At 72.1% G+C, this 25,623-nt stretch carries 20 protein-coding genes and 2 tRNA genes; 17 read left to right on the top strand and 5 right to left on the bottom strand.

Annotated features, from left to right (window positions below; genetic code table 11):
* The first annotated feature begins 94 nt into the window (after positions 1 to 94).
* Complete coding sequence (locus ACF1AK_RS03790; RefSeq protein WP_391497127.1) at positions 95 to 649, top strand: hypothetical protein; 555 nt, start codon at positions 95 to 97, stop codon at positions 647 to 649.
* A gap of 134 nt (positions 650 to 783) precedes the next feature.
* Here ACF1AK_RS03790 and ACF1AK_RS03785 read toward each other — a convergent pair.
* A tRNA-Gly gene (locus ACF1AK_RS03785) sits at positions 784 to 854 on the bottom strand.
* A gap of 144 nt (positions 855 to 998) precedes the next feature.
* On the opposite strand from ACF1AK_RS03785, the gene ACF1AK_RS03780 reads away from it, so the two are divergent.
* The 6 genes from ACF1AK_RS03780 (at position 999) to clpX (ending at position 7,554) form a co-directional block, all read left to right on the top strand.
* Positions 999 to 1,072 (top strand) — tRNA-Pro (locus ACF1AK_RS03780).
* 101 nt (positions 1,073 to 1,173) lie between these two features.
* Positions 1,174 to 2,709, top strand: coding sequence for an MDR family MFS transporter (locus ACF1AK_RS03775; protein ID WP_391497126.1), 1,536 nt, complete (start codon positions 1,174 to 1,176; stop codon positions 2,707 to 2,709).
* Between the two features lie 255 nt (positions 2,710 to 2,964).
* Positions 2,965 to 4,362 (top strand): trigger factor, encoded by a 1,398-nt coding sequence (tig, locus tag ACF1AK_RS03770; protein ID WP_391497125.1) that lies wholly within the window; start codon positions 2,965 to 2,967, stop codon positions 4,360 to 4,362.
* Positions 4,363 to 4,646: 284 nt separating this feature from the next.
* Positions 4,647 to 5,264: an ATP-dependent Clp protease proteolytic subunit gene (locus tag ACF1AK_RS03765; RefSeq protein ID WP_376096046.1), complete on the top strand. Its 618-nt coding sequence runs from the start codon at positions 4,647 to 4,649 to the stop codon at positions 5,262 to 5,264.
* Positions 5,265 to 5,320: 56 nt separating this feature from the next.
* Positions 5,321 to 5,983, top strand: coding sequence for an ATP-dependent Clp protease proteolytic subunit (locus tag ACF1AK_RS03760; protein WP_380294607.1), 663 nt, complete (start codon positions 5,321 to 5,323; stop codon positions 5,981 to 5,983).
* A 281-nt stretch (positions 5,984 to 6,264) separates the two neighbouring features.
* On the top strand, positions 6,265 to 7,554 hold the full coding sequence (gene clpX, locus ACF1AK_RS03755) for an ATP-dependent Clp protease ATP-binding subunit ClpX (RefSeq protein ID WP_030309676.1): 1,290 nt from the start codon (positions 6,265 to 6,267) through the stop codon (positions 7,552 to 7,554).
* Between the two features lie 73 nt (positions 7,555 to 7,627).
* Here the strand turns inward: clpX and ACF1AK_RS03750 are convergent, their stop codons facing one another.
* Positions 7,628 to 8,416 (bottom strand): hypothetical protein, encoded by a 789-nt coding sequence (locus ACF1AK_RS03750; RefSeq protein WP_391497124.1) that lies wholly within the window; start codon positions 8,414 to 8,416, stop codon positions 7,628 to 7,630.
* Between the two features lie 184 nt (positions 8,417 to 8,600).
* Between ACF1AK_RS03750 and ACF1AK_RS03745 the strand changes: the two genes are divergently transcribed.
* Both ACF1AK_RS03745 and ACF1AK_RS03740 read left to right on the top strand, forming a co-directional pair.
* Positions 8,601 to 11,240 carry a valine--tRNA ligase gene (locus ACF1AK_RS03745; protein WP_391497123.1) on the top strand — a complete coding sequence of 880 codons (2,640 nt, stop codon included), beginning with the start codon at positions 8,601 to 8,603 and terminating at the stop codon, positions 11,238 to 11,240.
* 256 nt (positions 11,241 to 11,496) lie between these two features.
* On the top strand, positions 11,497 to 12,030 hold the full coding sequence (locus ACF1AK_RS03740) for a hypothetical protein (protein ID WP_391497122.1): 534 nt from the start codon (positions 11,497 to 11,499) through the stop codon (positions 12,028 to 12,030).
* 35 nt (positions 12,031 to 12,065) lie between these two features.
* Here the strand turns inward: ACF1AK_RS03740 and ACF1AK_RS03735 are convergent, their stop codons facing one another.
* From ACF1AK_RS03735 to ACF1AK_RS03725, 3 genes are all read right to left on the bottom strand, one after another.
* Positions 12,066 to 13,601, bottom strand: coding sequence for a chitinase (locus ACF1AK_RS03735; RefSeq protein ID WP_391497121.1), 1,536 nt, complete (start codon positions 13,599 to 13,601; stop codon positions 12,066 to 12,068).
* Positions 13,602 to 13,802: 201 nt separating this feature from the next.
* Positions 13,803 to 14,975 carry a non-hydrolyzing UDP-N-acetylglucosamine 2-epimerase gene (wecB, locus tag ACF1AK_RS03730; protein ID WP_391497120.1) on the bottom strand — a complete coding sequence of 391 codons (1,173 nt, stop codon included), beginning with the start codon at positions 14,973 to 14,975 and terminating at the stop codon, positions 13,803 to 13,805.
* A 60-nt stretch (positions 14,976 to 15,035) separates the two neighbouring features.
* Positions 15,036 to 16,469 (bottom strand): glycosyltransferase, encoded by a 1,434-nt coding sequence (locus tag ACF1AK_RS03725; RefSeq protein ID WP_391497119.1) that lies wholly within the window; start codon positions 16,467 to 16,469, stop codon positions 15,036 to 15,038.
* A 174-nt stretch (positions 16,470 to 16,643) separates the two neighbouring features.
* Between ACF1AK_RS03725 and ACF1AK_RS03720 the strand changes: the two genes are divergently transcribed.
* The 8 genes from ACF1AK_RS03720 to rodA all read left to right on the top strand — a co-directional run bounded on the left by ACF1AK_RS03720 (position 16,644) and on the right by rodA (position 25,534).
* Complete coding sequence (locus tag ACF1AK_RS03720) at positions 16,644 to 18,035, top strand: bifunctional folylpolyglutamate synthase/dihydrofolate synthase (RefSeq protein WP_391497118.1); 1,392 nt, start codon at positions 16,644 to 16,646, stop codon at positions 18,033 to 18,035.
* Positions 18,036 to 18,037: 2 nt separating this feature from the next.
* The gene (locus ACF1AK_RS03715) at positions 18,038 to 18,376 is read left to right on the top strand and encodes a DUF4233 domain-containing protein (RefSeq protein WP_391497117.1); all 339 of its coding nucleotides are present in this window, start codon (positions 18,038 to 18,040) and stop codon (positions 18,374 to 18,376) included.
* A 150-nt stretch (positions 18,377 to 18,526) separates the two neighbouring features.
* The gene (ndk, locus tag ACF1AK_RS03710) at positions 18,527 to 18,940 is read left to right on the top strand and encodes a nucleoside-diphosphate kinase (RefSeq protein ID WP_391497116.1); all 414 of its coding nucleotides are present in this window, start codon (positions 18,527 to 18,529) and stop codon (positions 18,938 to 18,940) included.
* 333 nt (positions 18,941 to 19,273) lie between these two features.
* Positions 19,274 to 20,299, top strand: coding sequence for a rod shape-determining protein (locus ACF1AK_RS03705; protein WP_350569342.1), 1,026 nt, complete (start codon positions 19,274 to 19,276; stop codon positions 20,297 to 20,299).
* A gap of 91 nt (positions 20,300 to 20,390) precedes the next feature.
* On the top strand, positions 20,391 to 21,365 hold the full coding sequence (gene mreC / locus ACF1AK_RS03700) for a rod shape-determining protein MreC (protein ID WP_391497115.1): 975 nt from the start codon (positions 20,391 to 20,393) through the stop codon (positions 21,363 to 21,365).
* A gap of 3 nt (positions 21,366 to 21,368) precedes the next feature.
* Positions 21,369 to 22,007, top strand: a complete 639-nt coding sequence (gene mreD, locus ACF1AK_RS03695; RefSeq protein ID WP_391497114.1) for a rod shape-determining protein MreD — start codon at positions 21,369 to 21,371, stop codon at positions 22,005 to 22,007.
* A 63-nt stretch (positions 22,008 to 22,070) separates the two neighbouring features.
* The gene (gene mrdA / locus ACF1AK_RS03690) at positions 22,071 to 24,338 is read left to right on the top strand and encodes a penicillin-binding protein 2 (RefSeq protein WP_391497113.1); all 2,268 of its coding nucleotides are present in this window, start codon (positions 22,071 to 22,073) and stop codon (positions 24,336 to 24,338) included.
* Positions 24,335 to 25,534 (top strand): rod shape-determining protein RodA, encoded by a 1,200-nt coding sequence (gene rodA / locus ACF1AK_RS03685; protein WP_391497112.1) that lies wholly within the window; start codon positions 24,335 to 24,337, stop codon positions 25,532 to 25,534. Before mrdA ends, rodA begins: the two co-directional genes overlap by 4 nt.
* The last annotated feature ends 89 nt before the right edge of the window (positions 25,535 to 25,623 follow it).

The following is a 25,623-nucleotide window of genomic DNA, read 5'->3' as shown; positions in this document are numbered from 1 at the left end:
CCCGCAGCCCCCGGCGTGCCGCTCCGGTCGCAGGGATGACCGGTATGCACCATTTTGGGTAGCGAAAACCACCGGCGCCGCCTGGAGGACCCGCATGCCCCGCACCGCCCCGCCGCCCACCGCGCCGACCGCCCTGCCGGCCCGGCTGCTCGCCCCGGACGCCTCCGGGCTGGTCGCCGAGATCGAGGCGTACCTGGCCTCGCTGCCCGCCCCCGCGCGCGCTCCGGCGCCCCACCCGTGGCGCCACGGCCAGGTGCACCGGCCCTGGCACGCCGGCCACCCGCTGCCCCGGGCCACCCTGCTCGACCGGGCGCTGCGCCGCCCCGCCCGCCCCGTCGCGGTCACCGCCGCCGAGCACCTCGCCCTCGCCTCCCGGTACATCGCCGCGCACGGCTGGCTGCAGGGGGCGATGTGGGACGACGCCGGCCGGGTCTGCCTGCTGGGCGCCCAGGCCGCGGTGCTCGCCCACGGCTTCGGCACCCCGGCCACCGTGCGCACCGCCCGGGTCCAGCTGATGGAGGTGCTGCACGCCACCGGCCGCCCGGTGAACTCCCCGGACCAGTTCAACGACCGGCCCGCCACCCGGCAGGCCGACGTCCACCGGCTGCTGGAGCGGGCCGCCGCCCGGGCCGCCCGGCTGGGCCTGTGAGGCCCGACGGGGTGACGGGGGCGAGGGAGTGGCGGGGACGACCGGGGCGGCGGGGAGCGGGCGCTGACGGAGCGCCGGGAACGCGGACGGCCCCGGTGGACGCCGAGCGTCCACCGGGGCCGTTCCTCCTGCTGAGCGGGCGACGAGAATCGAACTCGCGTGACTAGTTTGGAAGACTAGGGCTCTACCATTGAGCTACGCCCGCGCGATCCTCCGGCCGTCACCGGACGGAAGGTCGGGAACAGCGTACCTGGTCCGGTCGGCTGCGTGCACACCCCGTTCCCGTGCGGGCCCCGGAATATCCCGGCGATCCGGCAGGGCCCGGCGTGTACGCTTCCTCTCGGCACCACGGGGTGTGGCGCAGTTTGGTAGCGCGTCCGCTTTGGGAGCGGAAGGCCGTCGGTTCGAATCCGGTCACCCCGACCGTGCGCAGGGTCTCGCCCACGGCGGGGCCCTGTTGTCGTTTGCGGGGCCGTTCGGGCATGGTGACTGGTTGATTTTTCACCGAACCTGGAGAGCCCCCGATGAGTGCGACGAGCCCGGCCCCGCCGGCGCGGCGGATGAACCCCAAGATCGCGGTCGGCGTCGTCTTCGTCGCCTCGCTGTTCATGACGATCATGGACGGCACGATCGTCAACGTCGCCCTGCCCGCCATCGGCCGTGACTTCGGCACCGACCCGGCCGGGGTCGGCGTGGTCAACGTCGGCTACCTGGTCAGCCTGGCCGTCTTCGTGCCGCTCTCCGGCTGGCTCGGCGACCGCTTCGGCACCCGCCGGGTCTTCCTGTGCGCGCTCGCCCTGTTCACCGCCGCCTCGCTGCTCTGCGGCACGGCCGGCTCGCTCTCCGCGCTCACCCTGTACCGGATCCTCCAGGGCGCGGCCGGCGGCCTGCTCACCCCGGTCGGGATGACCATGCTCTTCCGCGCCTTCCCGCAGGAGGAGCGGATGCGCGCCACCCGGGTGCTGATGCTGCCCACCGCCGTCGCCCCGGCCAGCGGTCCGGTGCTCGGCGGCTGGCTGGTGGACAGCCGGTCCTGGCACTGGGTCTTCACCGTCAACGTGCCGGTCGGCCTCGCCGGGCTGGTCTTCGGCCTGCTCTTCCTGCCCGACTACCGCGTCGAGCGGGCCGGGCGGTTCGACGTGGCCGGCTTCCTGCTCGCCGCCGTCGGCTTCGGCGGCGCGATGTACGCGCTCTCCGAAGGGGCGTCCGAGGGGTGGGGGAGCGCGCGGATCCTCGCCCCGGCGCTCGCCGGGCTGCTCGCCCTCGCGGCCCTGGTCGCGGTCGAGCTGCGCCGCCCCGAGCCGATGCTCGACCTGCGGCTCTTCCGGGACCGGATCTTCCGCACCGTGAACCTGCTCTCGCTGTTCTCCGGCGCCGCCTTCCTCGGCATGCTCTACCTCTTCCCGCTGCTGATGCAGAACGCGCTCGGGATGGACGCCCTGCACAGCGGGCTGATGGTGTTCCCCGAGGCGCTCGGCGTGATGCTCGCCTCCCAGGTGTCGGCCCGGCTCTACCCGCGGGTCGGCCCGCGCCGGATGCTCGCCGCCGGCGCCGCGGTGGTGGCCGGCTGCCTGGCCCTGATGGCGGCCATCGGGCCGGAGAGCAACCTGTGGGCCGTGCGCGGGCTGCTCTTCCTCACCGGCTTCGCGATGTCGCACGTCTTCATGCCGAGCCAGACCGCCGCCTTCGCGACCGTCCCGGCCGCCGCCACCGGCGCCGCCTCCACCCTCTACAACGCCCAGCGGCAGATCGGCTCGGCGCTCGGCGTGGCCGTGCTCGGCACCGTGCTGACCGCCGTCGGACCCCTCGCCGCGGACGCCTCGGGTACGCCCGTGGCGAACCTCACCGCCTACCGCGCGGCCTTCCTGACCGCGGCCGCGCTGGCCCTGCTGGCGGCCGTGATCGCGCTGCGGGTGCGGGACTCCGACGCCGCCGCGACCATGCGCCCGGCGGCCGCCGGCCCCGCCGGGGGCCGTTCCGCGGCCGCCGGCCGGACCGCCCCGGACGACGCCCCGCGGGCCGCCCCGCAGACCGCCGCGAAGAGCGCCGGAGGGGCCTGAACGGGCCCGGACGGCGGCGTCCTGGCGTCCGCCTTTCGTGGTACCGGTAGGATGGGGCGCTGGCGGTAGTCCCTGTGGCGTCCACCCAGGTCAACCGCACGAGGGCGAGGAGTCACGCTCACCGTCCACCCCCCACGGGAGATGCAGCTCCAACCGCCCATCGCCCGTCTCGCCCGACCCGCTGGAAACCGGCCCCGGCCGGCGTCCGGGGAGGGGCGCAGGCAACCTGACCGCAAGCCCATAGGAGACCTAACCGTGAAGAGCGCCGTCGAGACTCTGAACCCGACCCGGGTTCGACTCACCGTCGAGGTGCCCTTCGAGGAGCTCAAGCCCAGCCTCGACGCGGCGTACAAGAAGATCAACCAGCAGGTCTCGGTCCCGGGCTTCCGCAAGGGCAAGATCCCGAACCGGGTCATCGACCAGCGCTTCGGCCGTGGCGCCGTGCTGGAGGAGGCCGTCAACGACGCCCTGCCGCGCTTCTACACGCAGGCCGTCGACGAGGGCAAGATCGAGGTCCTCGGCCAGCCCGACATCACCAACATCGAGGGTGTCGAGACGATCGCCGACGGCGGTGACCTCAAGTTCACCGCCGAGGTCGACGTCCGTCCGGAGATCACCCTGCCGGAGTTCTCGTCCATCGAGGTGACCGTCGACCCGATCGAGGTCTCCGACGAGGACGTCGCCAAGTCCCTGGAGCAGCTGCGCGAGCGCTTCTCCTCGGTCAAGGACGTCGAGCGCGCCGCCGCCGCCGGTGACATCGTGGTCGTCGACCTGGAGGCCAAGGTCGACGGCGAGGTGCCGGAGGACGGCACCGCCGCCGGCGTCAGCTACGAGATCGGCTCGGGCCGTCTGATCGACGGCATCGACGAGGCCGTCGTCGGCCTGGAGGCCGGCGGCACCGCCACCTTCACCACCGAGCTCAAGGGCGGCACCCAGGCCGGCAAGACCTCCGAGGTCACCGTCACGGTCACCGCCGTCCAGGAGAAGGAGCTGCCCGAGCTGGACGACGAGTTCGCCCAGCTGGCCAGCGAGTTCGACACCCTGGAGGACCTGAAGGCCGACTCCCGCAAGCGCCTGGAGCGCATGAAGGAGTACGACCAGGCCACCCAGGCCCAGGAGAAGGTGCTCGACGCGCTGCTCGGCCTGGTCGAGATCGAGTTCCCGGAGAAGCTCCTCAAGGACGAGATCGAGACCCGCAAGCACAACCTGGAGCACCACCAGCTGGAGCCGATGGGCCTCACCCTGGCGAGCTACCTGGAGACCCAGGGCAAGTCGGAGGAGGAGTACCTCGCGGAGCTGGAGGAGCAGGCGAAGAAGGGCATCAAGACCCAGTTCGTCCTGGACCAGATCGTCGCCGACGAGGAGCTCAACGTCTCCCAGGAGGAGCTGACCGAGCACCTCATCCGCCGCGCCGCCGGCTCGGGCCTCACCCCGGACCAGTTCGCCCAGCAGGTCGTCCAGGGCGGCCAGGTTCCGCTGCTGGTCGGCGAGGTCGCCCGCGGCAAGGCGCTGGCCACCGTGGTCGAGGCCGCCAAGGTCGTCGACACCGAGGGCAACGAGATCAACTTCGACGACGACGAGGCCGACGAGTCGGCCGAGACCGTCGAGGCCCCGGCCGCCGAGGCCGAGGCCGAGGAGAAGACCGAGGCCTGACCGCCGCGGTCGCCTCGCTCGCCCGGGGCGTGAGCGCGGGCCCGGACGCCGTACGGTGTCCGGGCCCGCGCCGTTCCCGGCCCCGGGGGCGCCGCGGCCGCGAACCCTGCGCTCACAGCGAACAGTTCTGCGTGAGGGATTCAGCGGCCCGGCCTGCGCGTTAGGGTCCATGGACAGCAACAATCACGACGTGATACCCGGAAGCTGTGCGACATCGTGACGGCCGTGGAGCGACCGTCCAAATCGACTGAGCAGGTGGCTAAGTGACGTACCCGCAGATGCAGATGCCCGGCCCGATGGCGCCGCACGCCGCCGCTGGTGACGTGCTGGGCGGCCTCGGCGACCAGGTCTACAACCGGCTGCTCAACGAGCGGATCATCTTCCTCGGCCAGCAGGTCGACGACGACATCGCGAACAAGATCACCGCCCAGCTGCTGCTGCTGGCCGCGGACCCGGACAAGGACATCTTCCTCTACATCAACTCCCCGGGCGGCTCGATCTCGGCCGGCATGGCGATCTACGACACCATGCAGTACATCAAGAACGACGTCGTCACCATCGCGATGGGCATGGCGGCCTCGATGGGCCAGTTCCTGCTGACCGCCGGTGCCAAGGGCAAGCGCTTCTCGCTGCCCAACGCCAACATCCTCATGCACCAGCCCTCCGCCGGTCTCGGCGGCTCGGCCACCGACATCCGCATCCAGGCCGAGCAGCTGCTGCGCACCAAGAAGCGGATGTCCGAGCTGATCGCGTTCCACAGCGGCCAGTCCTTCGAGCAGATCACCCAGGACTCCGACCGCGACCGCTGGTTCACGCCGGAGGAGGCCCTGGAGTACGGCCTGATCGACGCGATCATGCACAGCGCCGCGGACGTCCCCGGCGGCGGCGGCACCGGCGCCTGAGCCCGGCCCGGGCCCACGAGACCACAGCCACAACGCTCCGGAGGACCAGAACACCCATGAACATCCCCAGCCTGTCGGCCGCCAAGGCCCGCGTCGAGGACATGCGGGCCGAGGGCCGCTACATCGTCCCGCGCTTCGTCGAGCGCACCTCGCAGGGCATCCGCGAGTACGACCCGTACGCCAAGCTGTTCGAGGAGCGCATCATCTTCCTCGGCTCGCAGGTGGACGACGTGTCGGCCAACGACATCATGGCGCAGCTGCTGTGCCTGGAGTCGATGGACCCGGACCGCGAGATCCAGATGTACATCAACTCGCCCGGCGGCTCGTTCACGGCCCTGACGGCCATCTACGACACCATGCAGTACGTCAAGCCCGACATCACCACCGTCTGCATGGGCCAGGCGGCCTCGGCGGCGGCCGTGCTGCTGGCGGCCGGCACCCCCGGCAAGCGGATGGCGCTGCCGAACGCCCGCATCCTCATCCACCAGCCGTACACCGAGACCGGCCGCGGCCAGGTCTCCGACCTGGAGATCCAGGCCAAGGAGATCTTCCGGATGCGCGAGCAGCTGGAGGAGATGCTGTCCAAGCACTCCAACCGCACCGTCGAGCAGGTCCGCGACGACATCGAGCGCGACAAGATCCTCACGGCCGAGGAGGCCGTCGAGTACGGTCTGGTCGACCTCGTGATCTCGACCCGCAAGGCCTCGCTGACCTCCTGAGGCCGGCACCCCCTCCCGGCCCGTCCGCGGGCGGGGAGGCCGCCGGGGGCGGGGCGTGCGACCGGCTCGCGCGCCCCGCCCCCGGCGCACCGGCGGCTGCTCCGACGGCATCTGTTCGGTATCAATTCGCCCAGGGCGTAGGGCAGACCCGGCGAAGAGGGCGGAATCGGCGGCGCGGCAGAGTACCGTCGGATAGCGAGACCGATCGCCGTCGGCGTCGACGGTCCACAGCACCAGGCCCCGGAACTCCCGCGGGGCCCCTGGCGAAGGGGAAGCACCTCGTGGCACGCATCGGAGACGGTGGCGACCTGCTCAAGTGCTCGTTCTGCGGCAAGTCGCAGAAGCAGGTGAAGAAGCTGATCGCCGGCCCAGGCGTGTACATCTGCGACGAGTGCATCGACCTCTGCAACGAGATCATCGAGGAGGAGCTCGCCGAGACCTCCGAGGTGCGGTTCGAGGAGCTCCCGAAGCCCCGCGAGATCTACGAGTTCCTGGACCAGTACGTGGTCGGCCAGGACCTCGCCAAGAAGGCCCTGTCGGTGGCGGTCTACAACCACTACAAGCGGGTCCAGGCGGGTGAGGCCGGCCGCAGCGGCGGCAACGGCCGTGAGGACGCCATCGAGCTGGCGAAGTCCAACATCCTGCTGCTCGGACCGACCGGCTCCGGCAAGACGCTGCTGGCGCAGACCCTGGCCCGGATGCTGAACGTGCCGTTCGCGATCGCGGACGCCACCGCGCTCACCGAGGCCGGGTACGTCGGCGAGGACGTCGAGAACATCCTGCTGAAGCTGATCCAGGCGGCCGACTACGACGTCAAGAAGGCCGAGACCGGGATCATCTACATCGACGAGATCGACAAGGTCGCGCGCAAGAGCGAGAACCCGTCGATCACCCGGGACGTCTCCGGCGAGGGCGTGCAGCAGGCGCTGCTGAAGATCCTGGAGGGCACCACCGCCTCGGTGCCGCCGCAGGGCGGGCGCAAGCACCCGCACCAGGAGTTCATCCAGATCGACACCACCAACGTGCTGTTCATCGTGGGCGGGGCGTTCGCGGGCCTGGAGCGGATCATCGAGGGCCGGGCGGGGGCCAAGGGCATCGGCTTCGGCGCGAACATCCGCTCCAAGCGGGAGCTGGACGCCAGCGACCACTTCCGCCAGGTGATGCCGGAGGACCTCGTCAAGTTCGGCATGATCCCGGAGTTCATCGGCCGCCTCCCGGTGATCACCAGCGTGCACAACCTGGACCGCGAGGCGCTGCTGCAGATCCTCACCGAGCCGAAGAACGCGCTGGTCAAGCAGTACCGCAAGCTCTTCGAACTGGACGGCGTCGAGCTGGAGTTCTCCCGGGACGCGCTGGAGGCGATCGCCGACCAGGCGATCCTGCGCGGCACCGGCGCGCGCGGTCTGCGGGCCATCATGGAGGAGGTGCTGATGTCCGTGATGTACGAGGTGCCCTCGCGCCAGGACGTCGCCCGTGTGGTGGTCACCGGGGACGTCGTCTCCAAGCACGCCATCCCGACCCTGGTGCCGCGCGACATGATCAAGCGGGAACGGCGCGAGAAGAGCGCCTGACCCGGCCCGCCCGGTCACGACGAGGGCCCCGGTACCGCCGCGCAGGCGGTGCCGGGGCCCTCGTGCGTGCGGGCTACTTCGGGATCTCGGCGACGGCGCGCAGCGCGCGGGTGTCCGCGGCGAGCTTGTCGAGGTCGGGGCGGGCGCCCTCCGTGGCCGGCGGGGCCATCGTCAGGACGAGGCTGCTGGAGTCGGCCCAGGCGCAGACGCCCAGGTCGGTGCCGTCCTGGGAGGCGACGCCGCAGTCCATGCTGCCGCCCTTGGGGCCCGGGTCGACGGCGTGCCGGTCGCTGAGCGTGGTGCCGTCGGACTGCAGTCCCTTGAACATGGCGTTGAGCTCGGTCTTCGGGGCGAGCACCTTGCCGTAGGCGCCGAGCACCACGAGCTTGGGGTCCTCGGCGGAGTCCTGGTAGACGGCGCTGACGCCGGTGGGGTGCCAGGAGCCGTCGCCCTTGCCGAGCTCGGTGGTGATGGCCTGCTCCATCTGCCGGGCGACCTCGTTGTTCTCGTCCTTGGTGAGGCCGTTGAACGTGGCCGGCAGGACGATCTTCTGGGTGCCGGCGTTGGAGGTGACGTCGAAGACGAAGTACGCGACGGCGCCGCCGATGAGGACCAGCACGAGGACGAAGACGCCGACGAGTATGCCGAGGGTGCGCCGGGAGCGGCGCGGCGGCGGGGCGGGGAAGGCGCCGTACGGGGCGTAGCCGGGCTGGCCGGGAGGGCCCGGCTGACCGGGCTGCGGCGGGACGGCGCCGTAGGGCGGCGGGGTCTGCGGCGGGGCGGGCGGGCCGCCGTAGGGCTGCCCTCCGTAGGGCTGGCCGCCGGGCGGCGGCGGGGCGCCGTAGGGGTTCTGCTCGGACACGGAGGCCCTCCCTGGGACGGTGGTGCCGGGCTTGCGCGCTGGCTCGGACGAATGTCCGGCACGTTATCGCACCGGTGTGTCACCCGTTCGGGTAAACGGCCGTGGACGTCCTGCGGCGGGTCGTGGTGTCCGCGGACCGAAAGCGGTTCGTCCCCCGGTTCCCGGGTTACGTAAACTGTCCGTCGTGACCGACACCACGAACCAGCGCCCCGTGAGCACGCACGCCGGGGACGAAGCAGCCACCCTCCCGACGACCTTCGCCCCGGCGGACGTAGAGGGCGAGCTGTACGAGCGCTGGGTAGAGCGCGGTTACTTCACCGCCGACGCCACGAGCGACAAGCCTCCGTACACCATCGTCATCCCCCCGCCGAACGTCACCGGTGCGCTGCACCTGGGCCACGCCTTCCAGCACACGCTGATGGACGCGCTGACCCGCCGCAAGCGCATGCAGGGCTTCGAGGCGCTCTGGCTGCCCGGCATGGACCACGCCGGCATCGCCACCCAGAACAAGGTCGAGCAGCAGCTCGCCGAGTCCGGCCTCTCCCGCCACGACCTGGGCCGCGAGGCCTTCGTCGAGAAGGTCTGGGAGTGGAAGGCGAACTACGGCGGGAAGATCCTCGGCCAGATGCGCCGCCTCGGCGACGGCGTCGACTGGTCGCGCGAGCGCTTCACCATGGACGAGGGCCTGTCGCAGGCCGTCCAGACCATCTTCAAGCGGCTCTTCGACGACGGTCTGATCTACCGCGCCGAGCGCATCATCAACTGGTGCCCGCGCTGTCTGACCGCGCTGTCCGACATCGAGGTGGAGCACGAGGAGGTCCCCGGCGAGCTGGTCTCGATCCGCTACGGGGACGGCGAGGACGCGATCGTCGTCGCCACCACCCGGGCCGAGACGATGCTGGGCGACACCGCGGTGGCCGTCCACCCGGAGGACGAGCGGTACCGGCACCTGGTCGGCCGCACCATCAAGCTGCCGCTGACCGACCGGGAGATCCCGGTCGTCGCGGACGAGCACGTCGACCCGGAGTTCGGCACCGGCGCCGTCAAGGTGACCCCGGCGCACGACCCCAACGACTTCGCCATCGGCCAGCGCCACGACCTGCCGAACCTGAGCGTCATGGACGAGCGCGGCGCGATCACCGTGCACGGCCCGTTCCTCGGCCTGGACCGGCTGGAGGCCCGTTCGGCCGTCGTCGGCGCGCTGCGCGAGCAGGGCCGGATCGTCGCCGAGAAGCGTCCGTACATGCACGCCGTCGGCCACTGCTCGCGCTGCCACACGGTGGTCGAGCCGCGGCTGTCGCTGCAGTGGTGGGTCAAGGTCGAGCCGCTGGCCAGGGCGGCCGGCGACGCGGTCCGCGACGGCAAGGTGGAGATCCACCCGAAGGAGCTGGAGCGCCGCTACTTCGACTGGGTCGACAACATGTACGACTGGTGCATCTCGCGCCAGCTGTGGTGGGGCCACCGGATCCCGGTCTGGTACGGCCCGGACGGCGAGGTCGTCTGCGTCGGCCCGGACGAGCAGCCGCCGTCGGGCGAGGGCTGGCACCAGGACCCGGACGTCCTGGACACCTGGTTCTCCTCCGGCCTGTGGCCGTTCTCCACGCTGGGCTGGCCGGAGAAGACCGCCGACCTGGAGAAGTTCTACCCGACCGACGTCCTGGTCACCGGCCACGACATCATCTTCTTCTGGGTCGCCCGGATGATGATGTTCGGCCTCTACGCGATGGACGGCGAGGCGCCGTTCCGTACGGTCGCGCTGACCGGTCTGGTCCGCGACGAGTTCGGCAAGAAGATGTCGAAGTCCTCCGGCACCGCCGTCGACCCGCTGGACTGGATGGACGCCTACGGTGCCGACGCGGTCCGCTTCACCCTGGCCCGCGGCGCCAACCCGGGCGCCGACGTGCCGATCGGCGAGGACTGGGTCAAGGGCGCGCGCAACTTCTGCAACAAGATCTGGAACGCGACCCGGTTCGCGCTGATGAACGGCGCGACCGTGGACGGCCCGCTGCCCGCTCCGGAGCAGCTGACCGCGGTGGACCGCTGGATCCTGTCGCGGCTGAACGCGACCGTGGCCGAGGTCGACGCGCTGTACGACGACTACGAGTTCGCCAAGGCCTCGGACGCGCTGTACCACTTCGCCTGGGACGAGGTGTTCGACTGGTACGTCGAGCTCTCCAAGACCACCCTGGCCAAGGGCGGCGCGCAGGCCGAGGCCTCGCGCCGGGTGCTGGGCGAGGTCCTGGACGTCACCCTGCGGCTGCTCCACCCGGTCGTGCCGTTCGTCACCGAGGCGCTGTGGACCACGCTGACCGGCGCCGAGTCGGTGGTCGTCGCCGACTGGCCGAAGGACAGCGGCTTCCGGGACGCCGCGGCCGAGGCCGAGGTCGCCACGGTGCAGCAGGTGGTCACCGAGGTCCGCCGGTTCCGTTCGGACCAGGGCCTGCAGCCGGCCCAGAAGGTCCCGGCGCGGCTGGAGCTGGCGGGCACCGTGCTCGCCGTCCACGAGGACGCGATCCGTTCGCTGCTGCGGCTGACCGTGCCCGAGGAGGGCTTCGCGGCCACCGCCTCGCTGCCGGTCGCCGGCGCGACCGTGGCGCTGGACCTGTCCGGCACGATCGACGTCGCGGCGGAGCGCAAGCGCCTCGCCAAGGACCTCGCGGCGGCCGAGAAGGAGAAGGCGCAGTGCGGCGCCAAGCTCGGCAACGAGGCCTTCCTGGCCAAGGCGCCGGACGACGTGGTCGCCAAGATCCGGGGCCGTCAGGAGGCCGCCGAGGCGGACATCGCCCGGATCACCGCCCAGCTCGCGGGGCTGCCCCAGGGCTGACACGCCGACGGTTCCCGGGAGCCGCACCCCGCCGACGCGGGGTGCGGCTCCCGGCGTTTTTCCTCAGGTCGGAAAATCGTGCGGCCCAATAGCCCAATCCGTTGGTCCCTTCCGGCGAATAATCGTCCCGGACCGGGTGGGGTCCTATTCCGCCCGAATTCATTCCTGTCTTGCCCGCGCGCGCTCGCGGAAGTTTCCAGGTCGACTGTGTACGGTGTGCTTCGAGTTCCGCACGGCGAGGAGTTGACGGGAGGGCATGGACGTGATGGTGACCGAGGAGCTGGCCGGCGAACTGCCTGCCGAGGCGGTCGAGGAGGCCAAGGGACGGGCGGCGGCCCTGCTGCTCGCCTTCCGGCACGGCAACCAGCTCGCCTTCGACCACGCGTTGGACCGGCTGTTCGAGGAGCACGTCGAGCGCGAGGTGACCACGTTGCTCACCTGGATCGCCGCCGAGGCGGTCCGCAAGGCCTACGCCCCCGAGGTCGGCGACCGGGTGCTGCGGGCGATGGCCCGGCGCGCCCCGCGGGACACCGGCGCCGTGCACATCGACGAGGAGGGCGTGGACGCCGCCCGGCTGATCGAGGCGGTCGCGCAGGGCTCGGTGGCCGAGGTGCGCGGCCTGGTCGCCACCACCCCCGACACCACCTTCCTGCTCGGCGGACTGCTCCAGGGCGTGGCGATGATGCTGCCGCTGCTGCCCGAGGGCGAGCTCGCCGGGATCACCGCCGAACTGCGCCGCCGGCACGGCGGCGCGCCCGTGGGAGTGCCGGAGGCCCGGGCGGGGGTCTGAACCCCGCCCGGGCCCCGCGGCCGCGCGTGCGCCGGTTACGGCATCGCGTGCAGGTGGGAGCCGACGGTGGAGGCGATGCCGCCGCCCGCCTTGGCGTCCCAGTTGGTCGACCAGGTCATCGCCCCGCCGATCCCGGGCCACTTGGTGTCGGGCTTGAAGCTGCCGCAGTTGGTGCCGGCGGCCAGGCAGTCCAGTGCGTTGTTGACCACGCTCGGGCTGACGTAGCCGCCGCCGGCCGCGCTGGTGGAGGCCGGGACGCCGAGGCCCACCTGGTCGGGCCGCAGCCCGCCCTTCAGCTGGATGCAGGCCAGGGCGGTCAGGAAGTTGACGGTGCCCTGGGAGTAGACCTGGCCGTCGCAGCCCAGCATGGCGCCGGAGTTGTAGTACTGCATGTTGACGATGGTGAGGATGTCCTTCACGTTCAGCGCCAGCTTGAAGTACTCCATGCCGGTGGACTGCATGTCGATGGTCTGCGGCGCCATGGTGAGCGTGAAGCCGGCTCCGGCCTTGGCGGCCAGCGTGTGCAGGGCCTGGCCCATGTAGGTGGAGTTGATGCCGTTCTCCAGGTCGATGTCCACGCCGTCGAAGCCGTAGGTCTGCATCAGGGACCAGGCGGTGTTCGCGAAGTTGGCGGCCGCGGAGGCGCTGCTGACGGAGACGGAGCCCTTCTCGCCGCCGACCGAGAGGATCACCTTCTTGCCGGCCGCCTTCTTGGCCGCGATGTCGGCCTTGAACTGGGCCTCGGTGTAGCCGCCGAGCCGGGAGGAGAGCGTCGGGTCCAGGGCGAAGCCCAGGCCGCCGGCCGTGCCGGTGGCCTCGGCGAAGGAGACCGCGATGATGTCGTACGCGGCCGGGACGTCGCTGATCCGCTGCACGGTGGCGCCGTTGTCGAAGTTCTGCCAGTAGCCGGTGAGCAGGTGCTTGGACGGCGGCCGCGGCGTGGTGGCGGTGGGGGAGGGCGTGGTGGTGTCGGTGGGCGAGGGGCTGCCCGGGCCGGTCGGGGTGGGGCTGGTCGCGGTGGGGCTGGGCTTCGGGTCGCCCGGGCCGAGCAGGGAGACGTCGTCGGCCAGGAAGGCCGGCTGCCCGTACCAGCCGTGCAGGTAGACGGTGACGCTGGTGGTGTTCGCCCCGGTGGTGAAGGTGGTGCTGAGCTTGGACCAGGTGGTGCCGCCGGGCGTCCAGGTGCTCGGGTCGGTGCCGCCGGTGCCGCGGGCGCCGAGGTAGACGTACGAGCCCTGGACCCAGCTGCTCAGGGTGTAGGTCGAGGACGGCTTGACCGTGACGGTCTGGGTGCACTCGCCGGTGCCGCTGCCCTCGGGGGTGGAGCGCAGGGCGCCGGTGCCGGCGTGGACCGTGGTGGTCTCCGGCGCGCCGGCCGTACAGGTCCAGCCGTTGAGGCGGTTGGCGTCCTCGAAGCCGCCGTTGGTGATCAGTTCGACGTCGCCGGGCGCCGCCTGGGCGGTACCGGAGCCGCCGGCGAGGACCAGACCGCTGAGGCCGATGGCGACGGCGCTGGCGCCGGCGAGCATCGAGTGGACGGCGCGCGGGCGCCGCTGTCGGGCAGGTGGCATGACTCCATCTCCTGTGGGGGAGGCCGGCGGCTCTCGTGGGGGAGAACCGTCCGGGTGTCGATGGGGACGCGTGCGGGAGCTACCGACAACTCAAGTCCCTGTCGGGATCGGAGACTTGCCCTCACAAAATGGAGTAGACCAATTCGGCTGTCAAGAGGGCCCCGGTCCGGGGCCGGTCCACGGCCGGTCCGGGGCCCGGTGTCAGGCGGCCGCCGGCACCGCCGCGGCGGGCTCCTCGGCCAGCCGTGCGGTCAGCCGCGCGATCCGGGCGGAGGCCAGGCCGTCGCCGTAGGGGCTGGGGGCGGCCGCGAGCCGGGCGAGCCGCTCGGGGGTGTCGGCCAGCCAGGCCCGGGCCAGCCCGCCGAGCTCGGCGCCGGGGGCCACCAGCGCGGCGAAGCCGGCCTCGACGGCCTCCGGCCGCTCGGTGGAGCGGCGCACCACCAGCAGCGGGCGGCCGAGCACGGTGCACTCCTCCTGCACCCCGCCGGAGTCGGAGACCAGCAGTGCGGCGTGCCGGGCCAGGCCCAGGAAGTCCGCGTAGCCGACCGGTCCGGTGACCGCGATCCGCTCCAGCAGCCCGTCCAGGGCGAACCGCTCCACGGCGGCCCGGGTGCGCGGGTGCATCGGGAACAGCACCGGGGTGCCGCGGCGGGCGATCCGGTCGAGCTCGGCGAGGACGGCGCCGAGCGCCTCGGCGGTGTCGGTGTTCTCCGGCCGGTGCACGGTGGCCAGCACGTAGCCGTCCGCGGTCAGGCCGTGGGCGGCGAGCAGGGCGGCCCGGGCGGCGGCGTGCGGCAGCGAGCTGCGGACCACCTCGACCACGGTGTTGCCGGTGAGCGCGATCCGCTCCTCGGCGAGGGACTCGGCGCGCAGGTTGGCGGCGTTGTCGGGGGTGGCGGCGCACAGCAGGTCGGCGATGTGGTCGACCATCACCCGGTTGTGCTCCTCGGGCATCGCCCGGTCGAAGCTGCGCAGCCCGGCCTCGACGTGCACCAGCGGGATGTCCCGGGCGTTGGCGGCGAGCGCGCCGGCCAGGGTGGCGTTGGTGTCGCCCTGGACGACGACGGCGGCCGGGCGGTCCTCGGCGAAGGCGGCGTCGAGCTGGCCGAGCGAGCGGGCGATCTGGCCGGCCCGGGGGCGGCCGCCGACGCCGGTGAGCAGCTCGGGGCGGGGCAGGCCGAGGTCGCGCAGGAAGCGGCCGGACATCGCCTCGTCCCAGTGCTGGCCGGTGTGGACCAGGCGGGTGGCGGGGCCGAGTTCGTGGATCAGCGGGGCGAGCTTGACCAGTTCGGGGCGGGTGCCGAGGACGACGGCGACGCTGCCGGGCGCGAGCGGGCTCTCGGCGGCGGGCTTCGGGGACGGGTACGGGGTCATGGCGCGAAGGCTCCGTTCGGGTCCGGGGGAGGGGAGGGGGAGGGCGGGGGAGGGGGCGGCTCAGGATTCGAGCGCGGTGGGGGCGCCGAGGGCGACCTTCTCGGCGTTGCGCCGGGTCTTGGCCCAGCCGTTGCGGCCGAGCAGCAGGCGCACGGCGGCCCGGGTGGCGACCACGAAGAGGTGGTAGGCGTAGAGCCAGACCAGCAGGCCCCAGAGCAGCCCGGCGGCCCGGCCGCGGCCGGGGTGGACCAGCCGGCGGTAGGCCGGGCCCCAGAGGACCATCGGCAGGGTGGCGAGCACGAAGGCGAGCGCCATCCACGGGCCGTAGCGCAGCTGGAAGTCGGCGGTCTCCTCGGGGAAGAGCGCCAGTCCCGCCCCGGTGATCGCCAGCGACAGCGGGGTGAGGACGACCAGCAGCACGCAGACCACCGGCTGGAGGAAGGTGTAGAGCACCTCGGCCTTGCCGGCGGGCCGGTAGTGCGGCGAGCGCAGCACCCGGCCGGTGTAGCGCAGGCACTGCATGTTGCCCTGGGCCCAGCGGGTGCGCTGGGTGAGGAAGCGCCGCCAGGAGACCAGGGCCTCCTGGGAGACGTTGGCCTCGGTGACGTGGGTGAGCCGCCAGCCGGCCAGCCGCAGGTCGAGGCCGGACTCGTAGTCCTCCAGCAGGGCGCGCTCGGGCCAGGGGCGCCCGTCGCGGCCCTCCTCGGCGGTGAGCGAGTCCAGGGCGGTGAGTCGCACGAACTGGCCGTTGCCGCCGAGGCCGACGCTGCCGGTGCGCCGGCGCAGCAGCTGCATGCCGGCGTTGTTGGCCTGGAACTCGACGTCCTGCATCCGCACCAGGGCGCGGGCCACCGCGTTGGCGGCGCGGCCGCGGCCGGGCAGCGGCCGTTCGTCCTCGGCGTTGCGCATCCGGACGCCGATCTGCACGGCGCCGGTGTCGGGGCGGCCGAGGGCGCGGTCGTTGCAGACCTGTTCGAGGGTGCCGGGGTCGAGCTGCCCGTCGGCGTCGACGACGCCGAGGACCACCCGGGAGCGGTCGGTGCCGGGCGGCAGCCAGGCGGAGATCTCCCGGTAGGCGGCGTTGAGGGCGGCGCCCTTGCCGATCCGGGCGTGGGGGCGGCGGCGCTGGACGAGGTGGACGCGCCCGTCGCCTGCGGCGGCGGCGAGCACCAGGTCGCGGGTGGCGTCGTCGCTGTCGTCGTCGATCACCCACAGGTGGGCGGCGGGGGCGACGGCGCGCAGGCCCGCAAGGGTCTGGGTGACCACCGCCTCCTCGTCGCGGCAGGGGATCACCAGATGCCACTGGAAGGCGGCGGGGTCGCCGGGCTCGGCCGGGCCGTTGTGCCGCAGGGCGTGCCGGGAGCCGGCCCAGTAGACCAGGAAGCGGCCGAACACCAGGACCATGTAGCAGAGCAGGGCCAGCGAGATCAGCCCGCCGAGCTGGAGGAAGCCCTCGCGGCGCATCTCGACGAACTGGCGAAGGGCGTCGGGCATGGCGCAGTGCTCCTCATGATCAAAGGTGATTTGTCTCCCTGGGGTGCGAATCAATGCTTCTTTGCGGTCTGATGTCGCTAAATCGATAGTACGCAGGGGAAGCCGGCCAACTCGGGCAAAGTGGTCGTTCTCACCCCGTGAGGAGTGCGGGGCCCGGCTCCGTAGACTGTGGTCGTGAGCGACAAGGCCGACCCGAACCCGTACACCCTGCGCCCCGCCGACGGCGGCACCGGCGACGCCCTGCGCGACGTCGAGACGGCGCTCTCCGAGCGCTGGCCGGAGAACAAGCTGGAGCCCTCGCTCGACCGGATCGAGGCCCTGATGGACATCCTGGGCCAGCCCCAGCGGTCCTTCCCCTCCATCCACGTCACCGGCACCAACGGCAAGACCTCCACCGCCCGGATGATCGAGCAGCTGCTCGGCGCCTTCGAGCTGCGCACCGGCCGCTACACCAGCCCGCACGTGGAGAGCGTCACCGAGCGGATCACCCTGGACGGCGCCCCGATCACCCCCGAGCGCTTCGTCGAGGTCTACCGCGACATCGAGCCCTACGTGCGGATGGTCGACGAGCGCGAGCCGGTCGCGATGTCCTTCTTCGAGGTGCTCACCGGCATGGCCTACGCCGCCTTCGCCGACGCGCCGGTGGACGTCGCGGTGGTCGAGGTCGGCATGGGCGGCTCCTGGGACGCCACCAACGTCATCGACGCCCCCGTCGCCGTGATCACCCCGATCGGCCTGGACCACACCGACAAGCTGGGGGAGACCACCGGCGAGATCGCGGTCGAGAAGTCCGGGATCATCAAGCCCGGCGCCGTCGCCGTCGTCGCCCAGCAGCAGCTCGACGCCGCCCAGACCGTCCTGCGGCGCGCCGTCGAGGTGGACGCCACGGTCGCCCGCGAGGGCATGGAGTTCGGCGTCATCCGCCGCGAACTCGCCGTCGGCGGCCAGCTGGTGACCCTGCGCGGGCTCGGCGGCGCGGAGTACGAGGACGTCTTCCTGCCGCTGCACGGCGAGTACCAGGCGCACAACGCCGCGCTCGCGCTGGCCGCCGTCGAGGCGTTCTTCGGCGTCGGCGGCGCCCGCGGCGGGCAGCTCGACGCGGACAAGGTCCGCCAGGCGTTCTCCGGCGTCACCTCCCCGGGCCGGCTGGAGGTCGTCCGGCGCAGCCCCACCATCGTCCTGGACGCCGCCCACAACCCGCACGGCGCCCGGGCCACCGTCGCCGCACTCACCGAGTCCTTCGGCTTCACCCGGCTGGTCGGCGTCGTCGGCACCAGCGGCGACAAGGACGTGGCCGGCGTGCTGGAGGCCTTCGAGCCGGTGCTCGCCGAGGTCGTCGTCACCCAGAACTCCACCCACCGCGCGATGGACGTGGACGCGCTGGCCGCGCTCGCGGTCGAGATCTTCGGCGAGGAGCGCGTCCAGGTCGAGCCCCGGCTCGACGACGCCATCGCCGCCGCCGTCACCCTGGCCGAGGAGGAGGGCGACCTCGGCGGCGCCGGGGTGCTGGTCACCGGTTCGGTCATCACGGTGGGCGAGGCCCGCCTGCTGCTCGGGAGGAAGTGACGATGAGGACGCTCTGCTCCTCGACGCTGATCGGCGAGGCCCTGGTGGTGCTCTTCGCGGCCCTGGTCGCGATGCAGCTCTCCGACGTCTCCAGCGCCGCGCTGTGGTCCGTCAGCGGCATCGCCATGGCGCTGTGCCTGCTGCTCTGCGGCATGATCACCCGCCCCGGCGCGGTGGCCGTCGGCTGGGGCCTGCAGCTCGCGCTGATCGCCAGCGGCTTCGTCGTGCCGACCATGTTCGGGCTCGGCGCGGTCTTCGCCGGACTCTGGTGGTGCTCGGTGCACTACGGCCGCAAGATCGACGAGATCAAGGCCGCCCGGGCCGCCGCCGCGGCCGCCTGAGGGCGCCCCGGACCGGGTCCGGGGCGTTCGCTCACGCAAGGTAACCTCTGCGGTAGTCGCACGGCGCACGCGGCATCCGCGCGTGCGCGCCGATCCGTGCGCGCCGAACCGCGCGTGCGCGCCGAACCCGAATTCCCCAGGAGACGCCCCGTGTCCCAGCGCACTCTCGTCCTGCTCAAGCCCGACGCCGTCAAGCGCGGCCTGGCCGGCGAGATCATCAGCCGCATCGAGCGCAAGGCCGGCTGGCGCCTCGCCGCCGTCGAACTGCGCACCTTCGAGCGGACGACGCTGGAGCAGCACTACGCGGAGCACGTCGGCCGCCCGTTCTACGAGCCGCTGCTGGAGTTCATGACCTCCGGCCCCTCCATCGCGCTGATCGTCGAGGGCGAGGAGGTCGTCGCCGGCATCCGCATGCTGGCCGGCGCCACCAACCCGCTGGAGGCCGGGGCCGGCACCATCCGCGGCGACTACGCGACGATCACCCGAGAGAACCTCATCCACGCCTCCGACTCGGTCGAGTCCGCCGAGCGCGAGATCAAGATCTTCTTCCCCTCGCACGCCTGATCCGAGCGGGCAACCACGGCCACCCGGAGCCGTTCCAGGGACCTTCGGAAGGCCCCGGTCGGGACCATTGGCCCGGCCGGGGCATTCTTATCGGGAAATAGGGAACCAGGCCCTCCGACACGGCGTCCCAATGCCCGGAGAAGCGATCACGCCCCGGACAATGGACGGTATGCCCCACGTCGACCTCCGTGCCGACCGGCGTGACTACGATGGACGCGACTCAAGGGCCCGGTAAGGCAGCTCAGCTGGTCGCCGCCCACGTGTGGGCGCGCACACCGTCCACCCCACAAGACTCCGAGCCCGGGAAAGGCACCCCACCCCATGGCGAGCAACCTGTCGTTCATCGGCCGCGACTTGGCGATCGACCTCGGAACTGCCAACACGCTGGTGTACGTCAGGGGCAAGGGCATCGTCCTCAACGAGCCGTCCGTCGTCGCGGTCAACACCAACACCGGGGGCATCCTCGCCGTCGGCGCCGAGGCCAAGAAGATGATCGGCCGCACGCCCGGCAACATCGTCGCCATCCGCCCGCTCAAGGACGGCGTGATCGCCGACTTCGAGATCACCGAGCGGATGCTGCGCTACTTCATCCTCAAGGTGCACCGCCGCCGCTTCCTCGCCCGCCCCCGGGTCGTCGTCTGCGTCCCCTCCGGCATCACCGGCGTCGAGCGCCGCGCGGTCATCGAGGCCTCCCTGCAGGCCGGCTGCCGCCAGGTGCACATCATCGAGGAGCCGATGGCCGCCGCCATCGGTGCCGGACTTCCCGTCCACGAGCCCACCGGCAACATGGTCGTCGACATCGGCGGCGGCACCACCGAGGTCGCCGTCATCTCGCTCGGCGGCATCGTCACCGCGCAGTCCATCCGGGTCGCCGGCGACGAGCTGGACAACGCCATCGTCCAGCACATCAAGAAGGAGTACTCGCTGCTCCTCGGCGAGCGCAGCGCCGAACAGATCAAGATGAGCATCGGCTCCGCCTTCGGCCTGGAGGGCGAGAAGGACGAGCATGCCGAGATCCGCGGCCGCGACCTGGTCAGCGGGCTGCCCAAGACCGTCGTCATCTCCGCCGCCGAGGTCCGCGAGGCCATCGACGAGCCGGTCAACTCGATCATCGACGCGGTGAAGACCACCCTCGACCAGTGCCCGCCCGAGCTGGCCGGCGACGTCATGGACCGGGGCATCGTGCTCACCGGCGGCGGCGCCCTGCTGCGCGGCCTGGACGAGCGGCTGCGCCGGGAGACCGGCATGCCGATCCACATCGCGGAGAACCCGCTGGACTCCGTCGCACTCGGCTCCGGCAAGTGCGTCGAGGAGTTCGAGGCGCTCCAGCAGGTACTCGACGCCGCGCCGCGCCGTTAGCAGAACGACACACCAGCCGAACTGACGGGCCGCCGCCCGGGTCCACAGCCCGGGCCGGTGGCCAGGGGCACGAAGGGGCAGTACCAGCACCGTGAGGGACACACGAGAGAGCCGGCTGCTGCTCATCCTGCTGGTGGCCGTCGCCTTCGCACTGATCACCGTCGACATCAAGGGCGGTGAGAGCTCCCCGCTCGGCGGCGCCCGGCGCGCGGCCGCCGCCGTCCTCGGCCCGGTCGAACGCGGCGCCGCCACCGCCGTCGACCCGGTCGCCGACACCGTCCGGGCCTTCCGCGACGCCGCCTCCAACAGCGGACGCACCGACCAGCTCGCCCGCGAGAACACCGAACTGCGGCAGAAGCTCGCCTCCTCCGACATGGCCGGCGGGCGCACCCAGCAGCTCGACGACCTGCTGCGCACCGCGGGCGCCGGCGGCTACACCGTCAAGGCCGCCCAGACCATCGCGATCGGCCCGGCCCAGGGCTTCTCCTGGACCATCACCATCGACGCCGGCAGCGACGACGGCCTCACCCGCGACATGACCGTCATCAACGGCCAGGGCCTGGTCGGCCGGATCACCACCGTCGCCCCGACCACCGCCACCGTGCTGCTCGCCTCCGACCCCGGCTTCACCGCCGGCACCCGGCTGGAGGGCACCGGCGAGATCGGCTTCGCCGCCGGCGGCGGCACCAGCGCCATGAAGGTCTCGCTGCTCAACGGCAAGGCCCAGGTGAAGGAGGGCGACCGGCTGGTCACCTTCGGCTCCCAGAGCGGCCGTCCGTTCGTCCCCGGCGTCCCGGTCGGCAAGGTCGTCCAGGTCGAGGCCAACCCCGGGCAGCTCACCAAGACGGTCCTCGTCGAGCCCTTCGTCCAGTTCACCCGGCTCGACCTGGTCGGGGTGGTCGTCGTCCCGCCGCGCACCGACCCGCGCGACGCCGTCCTGCCGCCGGCCCCCGCGCCGGCCGCCCAGGGCCAGGCCGCCGCGGCGGCGCCGGCCGGACCGGCCGTCCCCGTCGTCCCCGCCGCCCCGGCCGCCGTCCCGCCCGCCACGCCCACTGGGGGGAACTGAGCCATGCGCCTCGCCCGCATCCCCGTCTCCGCCGTCCTGATCCTGCTCGGCCTGCTGCTCCAGGTCAGCGTCCTCGGCCGGCTGCAACTGCCCGGGGCCACCCCGGACGTCCTGCTGCTCGTGGTCGTCGGCCTCGCCCTGGTCTACGGACCTTCCGGCGGCTGCCTGGTCGGCTTCGCGGCCGGCCTGCTCGCCGACCTCGCCCCGCCCTCCGACCACGCCATCGGCCGCTACGCGCTGGTGCTCTGCCTGATGGGCTACGCCGCCGGGCTGCTGCGCCCCGAGCACGGCCGGCAGCGTTCGGTCTCCAGCGCGCTGCTGGTGGTGGCCGGGGCCGCGATCGCCTCCACCCTGCTCTACGCGATGGTCGGCGCGCTGGTCGGTGACACCGCCGCCCGGCACGTCGGGCTCGGCCAGCTGGTGATCACCGCCCTGCTCTACGACCTGCTGCTCGCCCCGTTCGTGGTGCCCGTCGTGATGCTGGTCGCCCGCCGCTTCGGCAAGGACCCGCTGAGCGTCGCCGAGGACGACGAGGGCGGCCCCGGGCTCGGCACCCTGGCCCGCTACCGCACCACCCGCGACACCACGGGCGGTGTGTCGTTCAAGAAGAAGCGCCTGCTCGGCGCGGGGAAGCGCCCGTAGCCCCGGCGCCGTCCCGGCCCGACCAGCCCGCCCGACCCCGTTCTGTTTTGGAGCGCACGAGACGTGAGCAACATCCCCGAGACCGGCCGTACCCGGCGGGTGACGATCCGTCTGGTGGTGCTGCAGATCCTGGTGCTCTCGCTGCTCGCCACCCTCGGCGGCCGGCTGTGGTACCTGCAGATCCGCAACGCCAGCGTCTACACCGCCAAGGCGACCGGCAACCACATCCGCGAGGTCGTCGAACCGGCCGTGCGCGGCGAGATCCTGGACGCCTCCGGGCGCATCCTCGCCGGCAACGAGACCAAGCTGGTCGTCTCGGTCAGCCGCACCTCGCTGCTGCAGCAGAAGGACGGCGGCAAGGAGGTGCTCACCCGGCTCGCCGAGGTGCTCGGGATGCCCGCCAAGGACGTCCAGGAGAAGGTCCGGCTCTGCGACGCCAAGACCGCGCAGCCCTGCTGGAACGGCTCGCCCTACCAGCCGATCCCGGTCACCAAGGAGGCGACCACCCAGCAGGCGATGCAGATAATGGAGCGCCGCGAGGACTTCCCCGGCGTCACCGCCCAGCCCACCGCCGTGCGCCACTACACCGGCGTCGAGGGCGCCAACCTCGCCCAGGTGCTCGGCTACCTCTCGCCGGTCACCGACGAGGAGGTCTCCAGGACCGCCGACAAGGCCGGCCTCGACCGCTACCTGCCGGCCGACCAGATCGGCCGCGCCGGGCTGGAGTCCGTCTACGACCGCGACCTGCGCGGCACCGCCGGCATCACCAAGCTGGAGGTGGACAACCTCGGACGGGTCATCGGCACCGCCGACCAGGCCGCCCCGCAGACCGGCAACAACCTGGTGACCAGCATCGACGCCCGGGTGCAGAAGGTCGTCGAGGACAACCTGGCGCAGGCCATGGCCGACGCCCGCAAGACCTTCGACAAGGTCACCAACCGCAACTACGAGGCCGACTCCGGCGCCGCCGTCGTGATGGACGTGCACACCGGCCGGATCGTCGCGATGGCCAGCGCCCCCACCTACGACCCCAACCTGTGGCAGGGCGGCATCAGCGGCAAGGACTACCAGGCGCTGACCAGCAAGGAGTCCAACTTCCCGCTGCTGAACCGGGCCATACAGGGTCAGTCGGCCCCCGGCTCGACGTTCAAGGTGATCTCCACCGCCGCCGCCGTCCAGGCCGGCTACCCGATCGACGGCCGCTACGACTGCCCGAAGAGCATGACCATCGGCGGCCGGGAGTTCAAGAACTTCGAGAGCGAGAGCTTCGGTTCGATCTCCCTGGAGCGGGCCCTGGAGGTCTCCTGCGACACCGTCTTCTACGGCCTGGCCTACGACCAGTGGATGAAGGACGGCGGCATCAAGCCCAAGAAGGACCCGGGCGACTGGTTCTTCAAGACCGCCCACCAGTTCGGCCTCGGCGCCAAGACCGGCATCGACCTGCCGAGCGAGGTCCCCGGCCGGGTGCCCGACCGCCAGTGGAAGCAGTCCTTCTACGACAACAACAAGGACGCCTGGTGCCGTCAGGCCGAGAAGGGCGGCACCAGCTTCTCCGACCAGATCGCCCGGGAGAACTGCGTCGACGGCTACCAGATGCGCGCCGGTGACGCCGTCAACTTCGCGATCGGCCAGGGCGACACCCTGGTCACCCCGGTCCAGATGGCCCGGATCTACGCGGCGCTCGCCAACGGCGGCACCTTCTACCGGCCCACCGTCGCCAAGGCCGTGATAAGCCCGGGCGGGGAGCTCGTCCGCGAGATCGCCCCGCACGAGGACGGCCGGCTGCCCGGCGACCAGAAGCTGCTCAGCTACATCGACCAGGCCACCGCGGGCGTCGTCACCAGCGGCACCGCCGCCTGGAAGTTCACCGGCGCGGGCTGGCCGCAGGGCAAGATCGAGCTGCACGCCAAGACCGGCACCGCCGAGGTCGAGGGCAAGCAGACCACCTCGTGGCTGACCACCTACAGCCGCGACTACGCGGTCGTGATGACGATAAGCCAGGGCGGCACCGGCTCCGGCGGTTCCGGTGACGCGATCCGGCGGATCTACCAGGCGCTGTACGGCGTCGACGACAAGGGCAACATCGACCAGGGCAAGGCGCTGCTCCCCACGCCGCAGGCCGAACTGCCCAAGTTCAACCCGGACGGCACCGCGATCATCAAGCCGGCCTCGTTCGCCGACGGCGGCACGGCGCCCGCCGACCCCGGGGTGAGCGGCGCCTCGCCGCGGGTCTTCCTCGACCCGGCGCAGCCCGGCGGCACCGCCCCGGTGCCCGTGGCGGCGGTGGCTGCCGTCGAACCCACCCGCTCCACCGGAAGGGGCCGGGCATGACCTCCTACGGCTCGTACCGCCAGCTGCGCCTCGTGCCGCAGCGCGGCGGGGTGCCCAAGGCGCTGGCCAAGGACTCCCCGCTGTGGCGGATCGACTGGATACTGCTGCTGGCCGCGGTGGTCCTCTCGCTGGGCAGCTCGCTGCTGGTCTGGTCGGCGACCCGGGGGCGGGACACGCTCACCCACGGCGACCCGCAGTACTTCCTGTTCCGGCACCTGACCAACGTCCTGATCGGGGCGCTGCTGTGCGCGGTGGTGATAGCGATAGGGAGCCGGCGCTTCCGGACGGTCGTGCCGTTCCTGTACGCCGGTGTGATCGTGCTGCTGCTGGCCACCCTCAGCCCGCTCGGCTCGACCATCAACGGCCAGCACTCCTGGATTCAGCTGGGCGGCGGCTTCTCGGTGCAGCCGGCCGAGTTCGCGAAGCTGGCGATCGTGCTGTCGATGGCGGTCGTGCTGTCCGACCAGGTGGACGCGGGGGAGCGGGAGTTCCCGGCGAACAAGGCGGTGTTCCGCGCGCTGGTCTGGGCGACGCTGCCGATGGCCATAGTGATGCTGATGCCGGACGCCGGTTCGGTGATGGTGATGGCCGTCATCGTGCTGGGCATCCTGCTGGCCTCCGGCGCGGCCAACCGCTGGGTCTTCGGGCTGATCCTGGCGGGCGTCGGCGGCTGCGTGGCGGTCTGGAAGCTCGGGGTGCTGAGCAAGTACCAGATCGACCGCTTCGCGGCCTTCGCCAATCCGGCGCTGGACCCGTCCGGGGTCGGCTACAACACCGCGCAGGCCCGGATCGCGATCGGCTCCGGCGGGCTGACCGGCAAGGGCCTGTTCCACGGGACGCAGACCACCGGGCAGTTCGTGCCGGAGCAGCAGACCGACTTCGTGTTCACGGTGGCCGGTGAGGAGCTGGGCTTCCTCGGCGCGATGGCGATCATCGTGCTGCTCGGCGTGGTGCTCTGGCGGGCCTGCCGGATCGCCCGCCACGCCACCGACCTGTACGGCACCGTCGTGGCGGCCGGGGTGGTCGCCTGGTTCGCCTTCCAGGGCTTCGAGAACATAGGGATGTGCCTGGGCATCATGCCGGTGGCCGGCATCCCGCTGCCGTTCGTCTCCTACGGAGGCTCGTCGATGTTCTCCACCTGGGTGGCGATCGGGCTGTTGCAGGCGGTGCAGAGCCAGCGGCCGATAGCGGCCTGAGCGGTTGACGAGCGCCGGGGGCCGGTCCGGGGAACCTCCCCGGGCCGGCCCCCGGCGCTGTGCTGCGGCCACCGGGAGCCCCGGCCCGC

It is taken from the genome of Kitasatospora sp. NPDC015120 (assembly GCF_043080305.1).
GTDB lineage: Bacteria > Actinomycetota > Actinomycetes > Streptomycetales > Streptomycetaceae > Kitasatospora.
This window is presented reverse-complemented; position numbering and strand designations above follow the sequence as displayed.

Coding starts and splice junctions, on each gene's coding strand:
- ACF1AK_RS03775 (WP_391497126.1), top strand. CDS start 1,174: ATGAGTGCGACGAGCCCGGCCCCGCCGGCGCGGCGGATGAACCCCAAG.
- ACF1AK_RS03715 (WP_391497117.1), top strand. CDS start 18,038: ATGAGGACGCTCTGCTCCTCGACGCTGATCGGCGAGGCCCTGGTGGTG.
- ACF1AK_RS03765 (WP_376096046.1), top strand. CDS start 4,647: ATGCCCGGCCCGATGGCGCCGCACGCCGCCGCTGGTGACGTGCTGGGC.
- ACF1AK_RS03760 (WP_380294607.1), top strand. CDS start 5,321: ATGAACATCCCCAGCCTGTCGGCCGCCAAGGCCCGCGTCGAGGACATG.
- rodA (WP_391497112.1), top strand. CDS start 24,335: ATGACCTCCTACGGCTCGTACCGCCAGCTGCGCCTCGTGCCGCAGCGC.
- ACF1AK_RS03735 (WP_391497121.1), bottom strand. CDS start 13,601: ATGCCACCTGCCCGACAGCGGCGCCCGCGCGCCGTCCACTCGATGCTC.
- ACF1AK_RS03725 (WP_391497119.1), bottom strand. CDS start 16,469: ATGCCCGACGCCCTTCGCCAGTTCGTCGAGATGCGCCGCGAGGGCTTC.
- ACF1AK_RS03740 (WP_391497122.1), top strand. CDS start 11,497: ATGGACGTGATGGTGACCGAGGAGCTGGCCGGCGAACTGCCTGCCGAG.
- mreD (WP_391497114.1), top strand. CDS start 21,369: ATGCGCCTCGCCCGCATCCCCGTCTCCGCCGTCCTGATCCTGCTCGGC.
- wecB (WP_391497120.1), bottom strand. CDS start 14,975: ATGACCCCGTACCCGTCCCCGAAGCCCGCCGCCGAGAGCCCGCTCGCG.
- ACF1AK_RS03790 (WP_391497127.1), top strand. CDS start 95: ATGCCCCGCACCGCCCCGCCGCCCACCGCGCCGACCGCCCTGCCGGCC.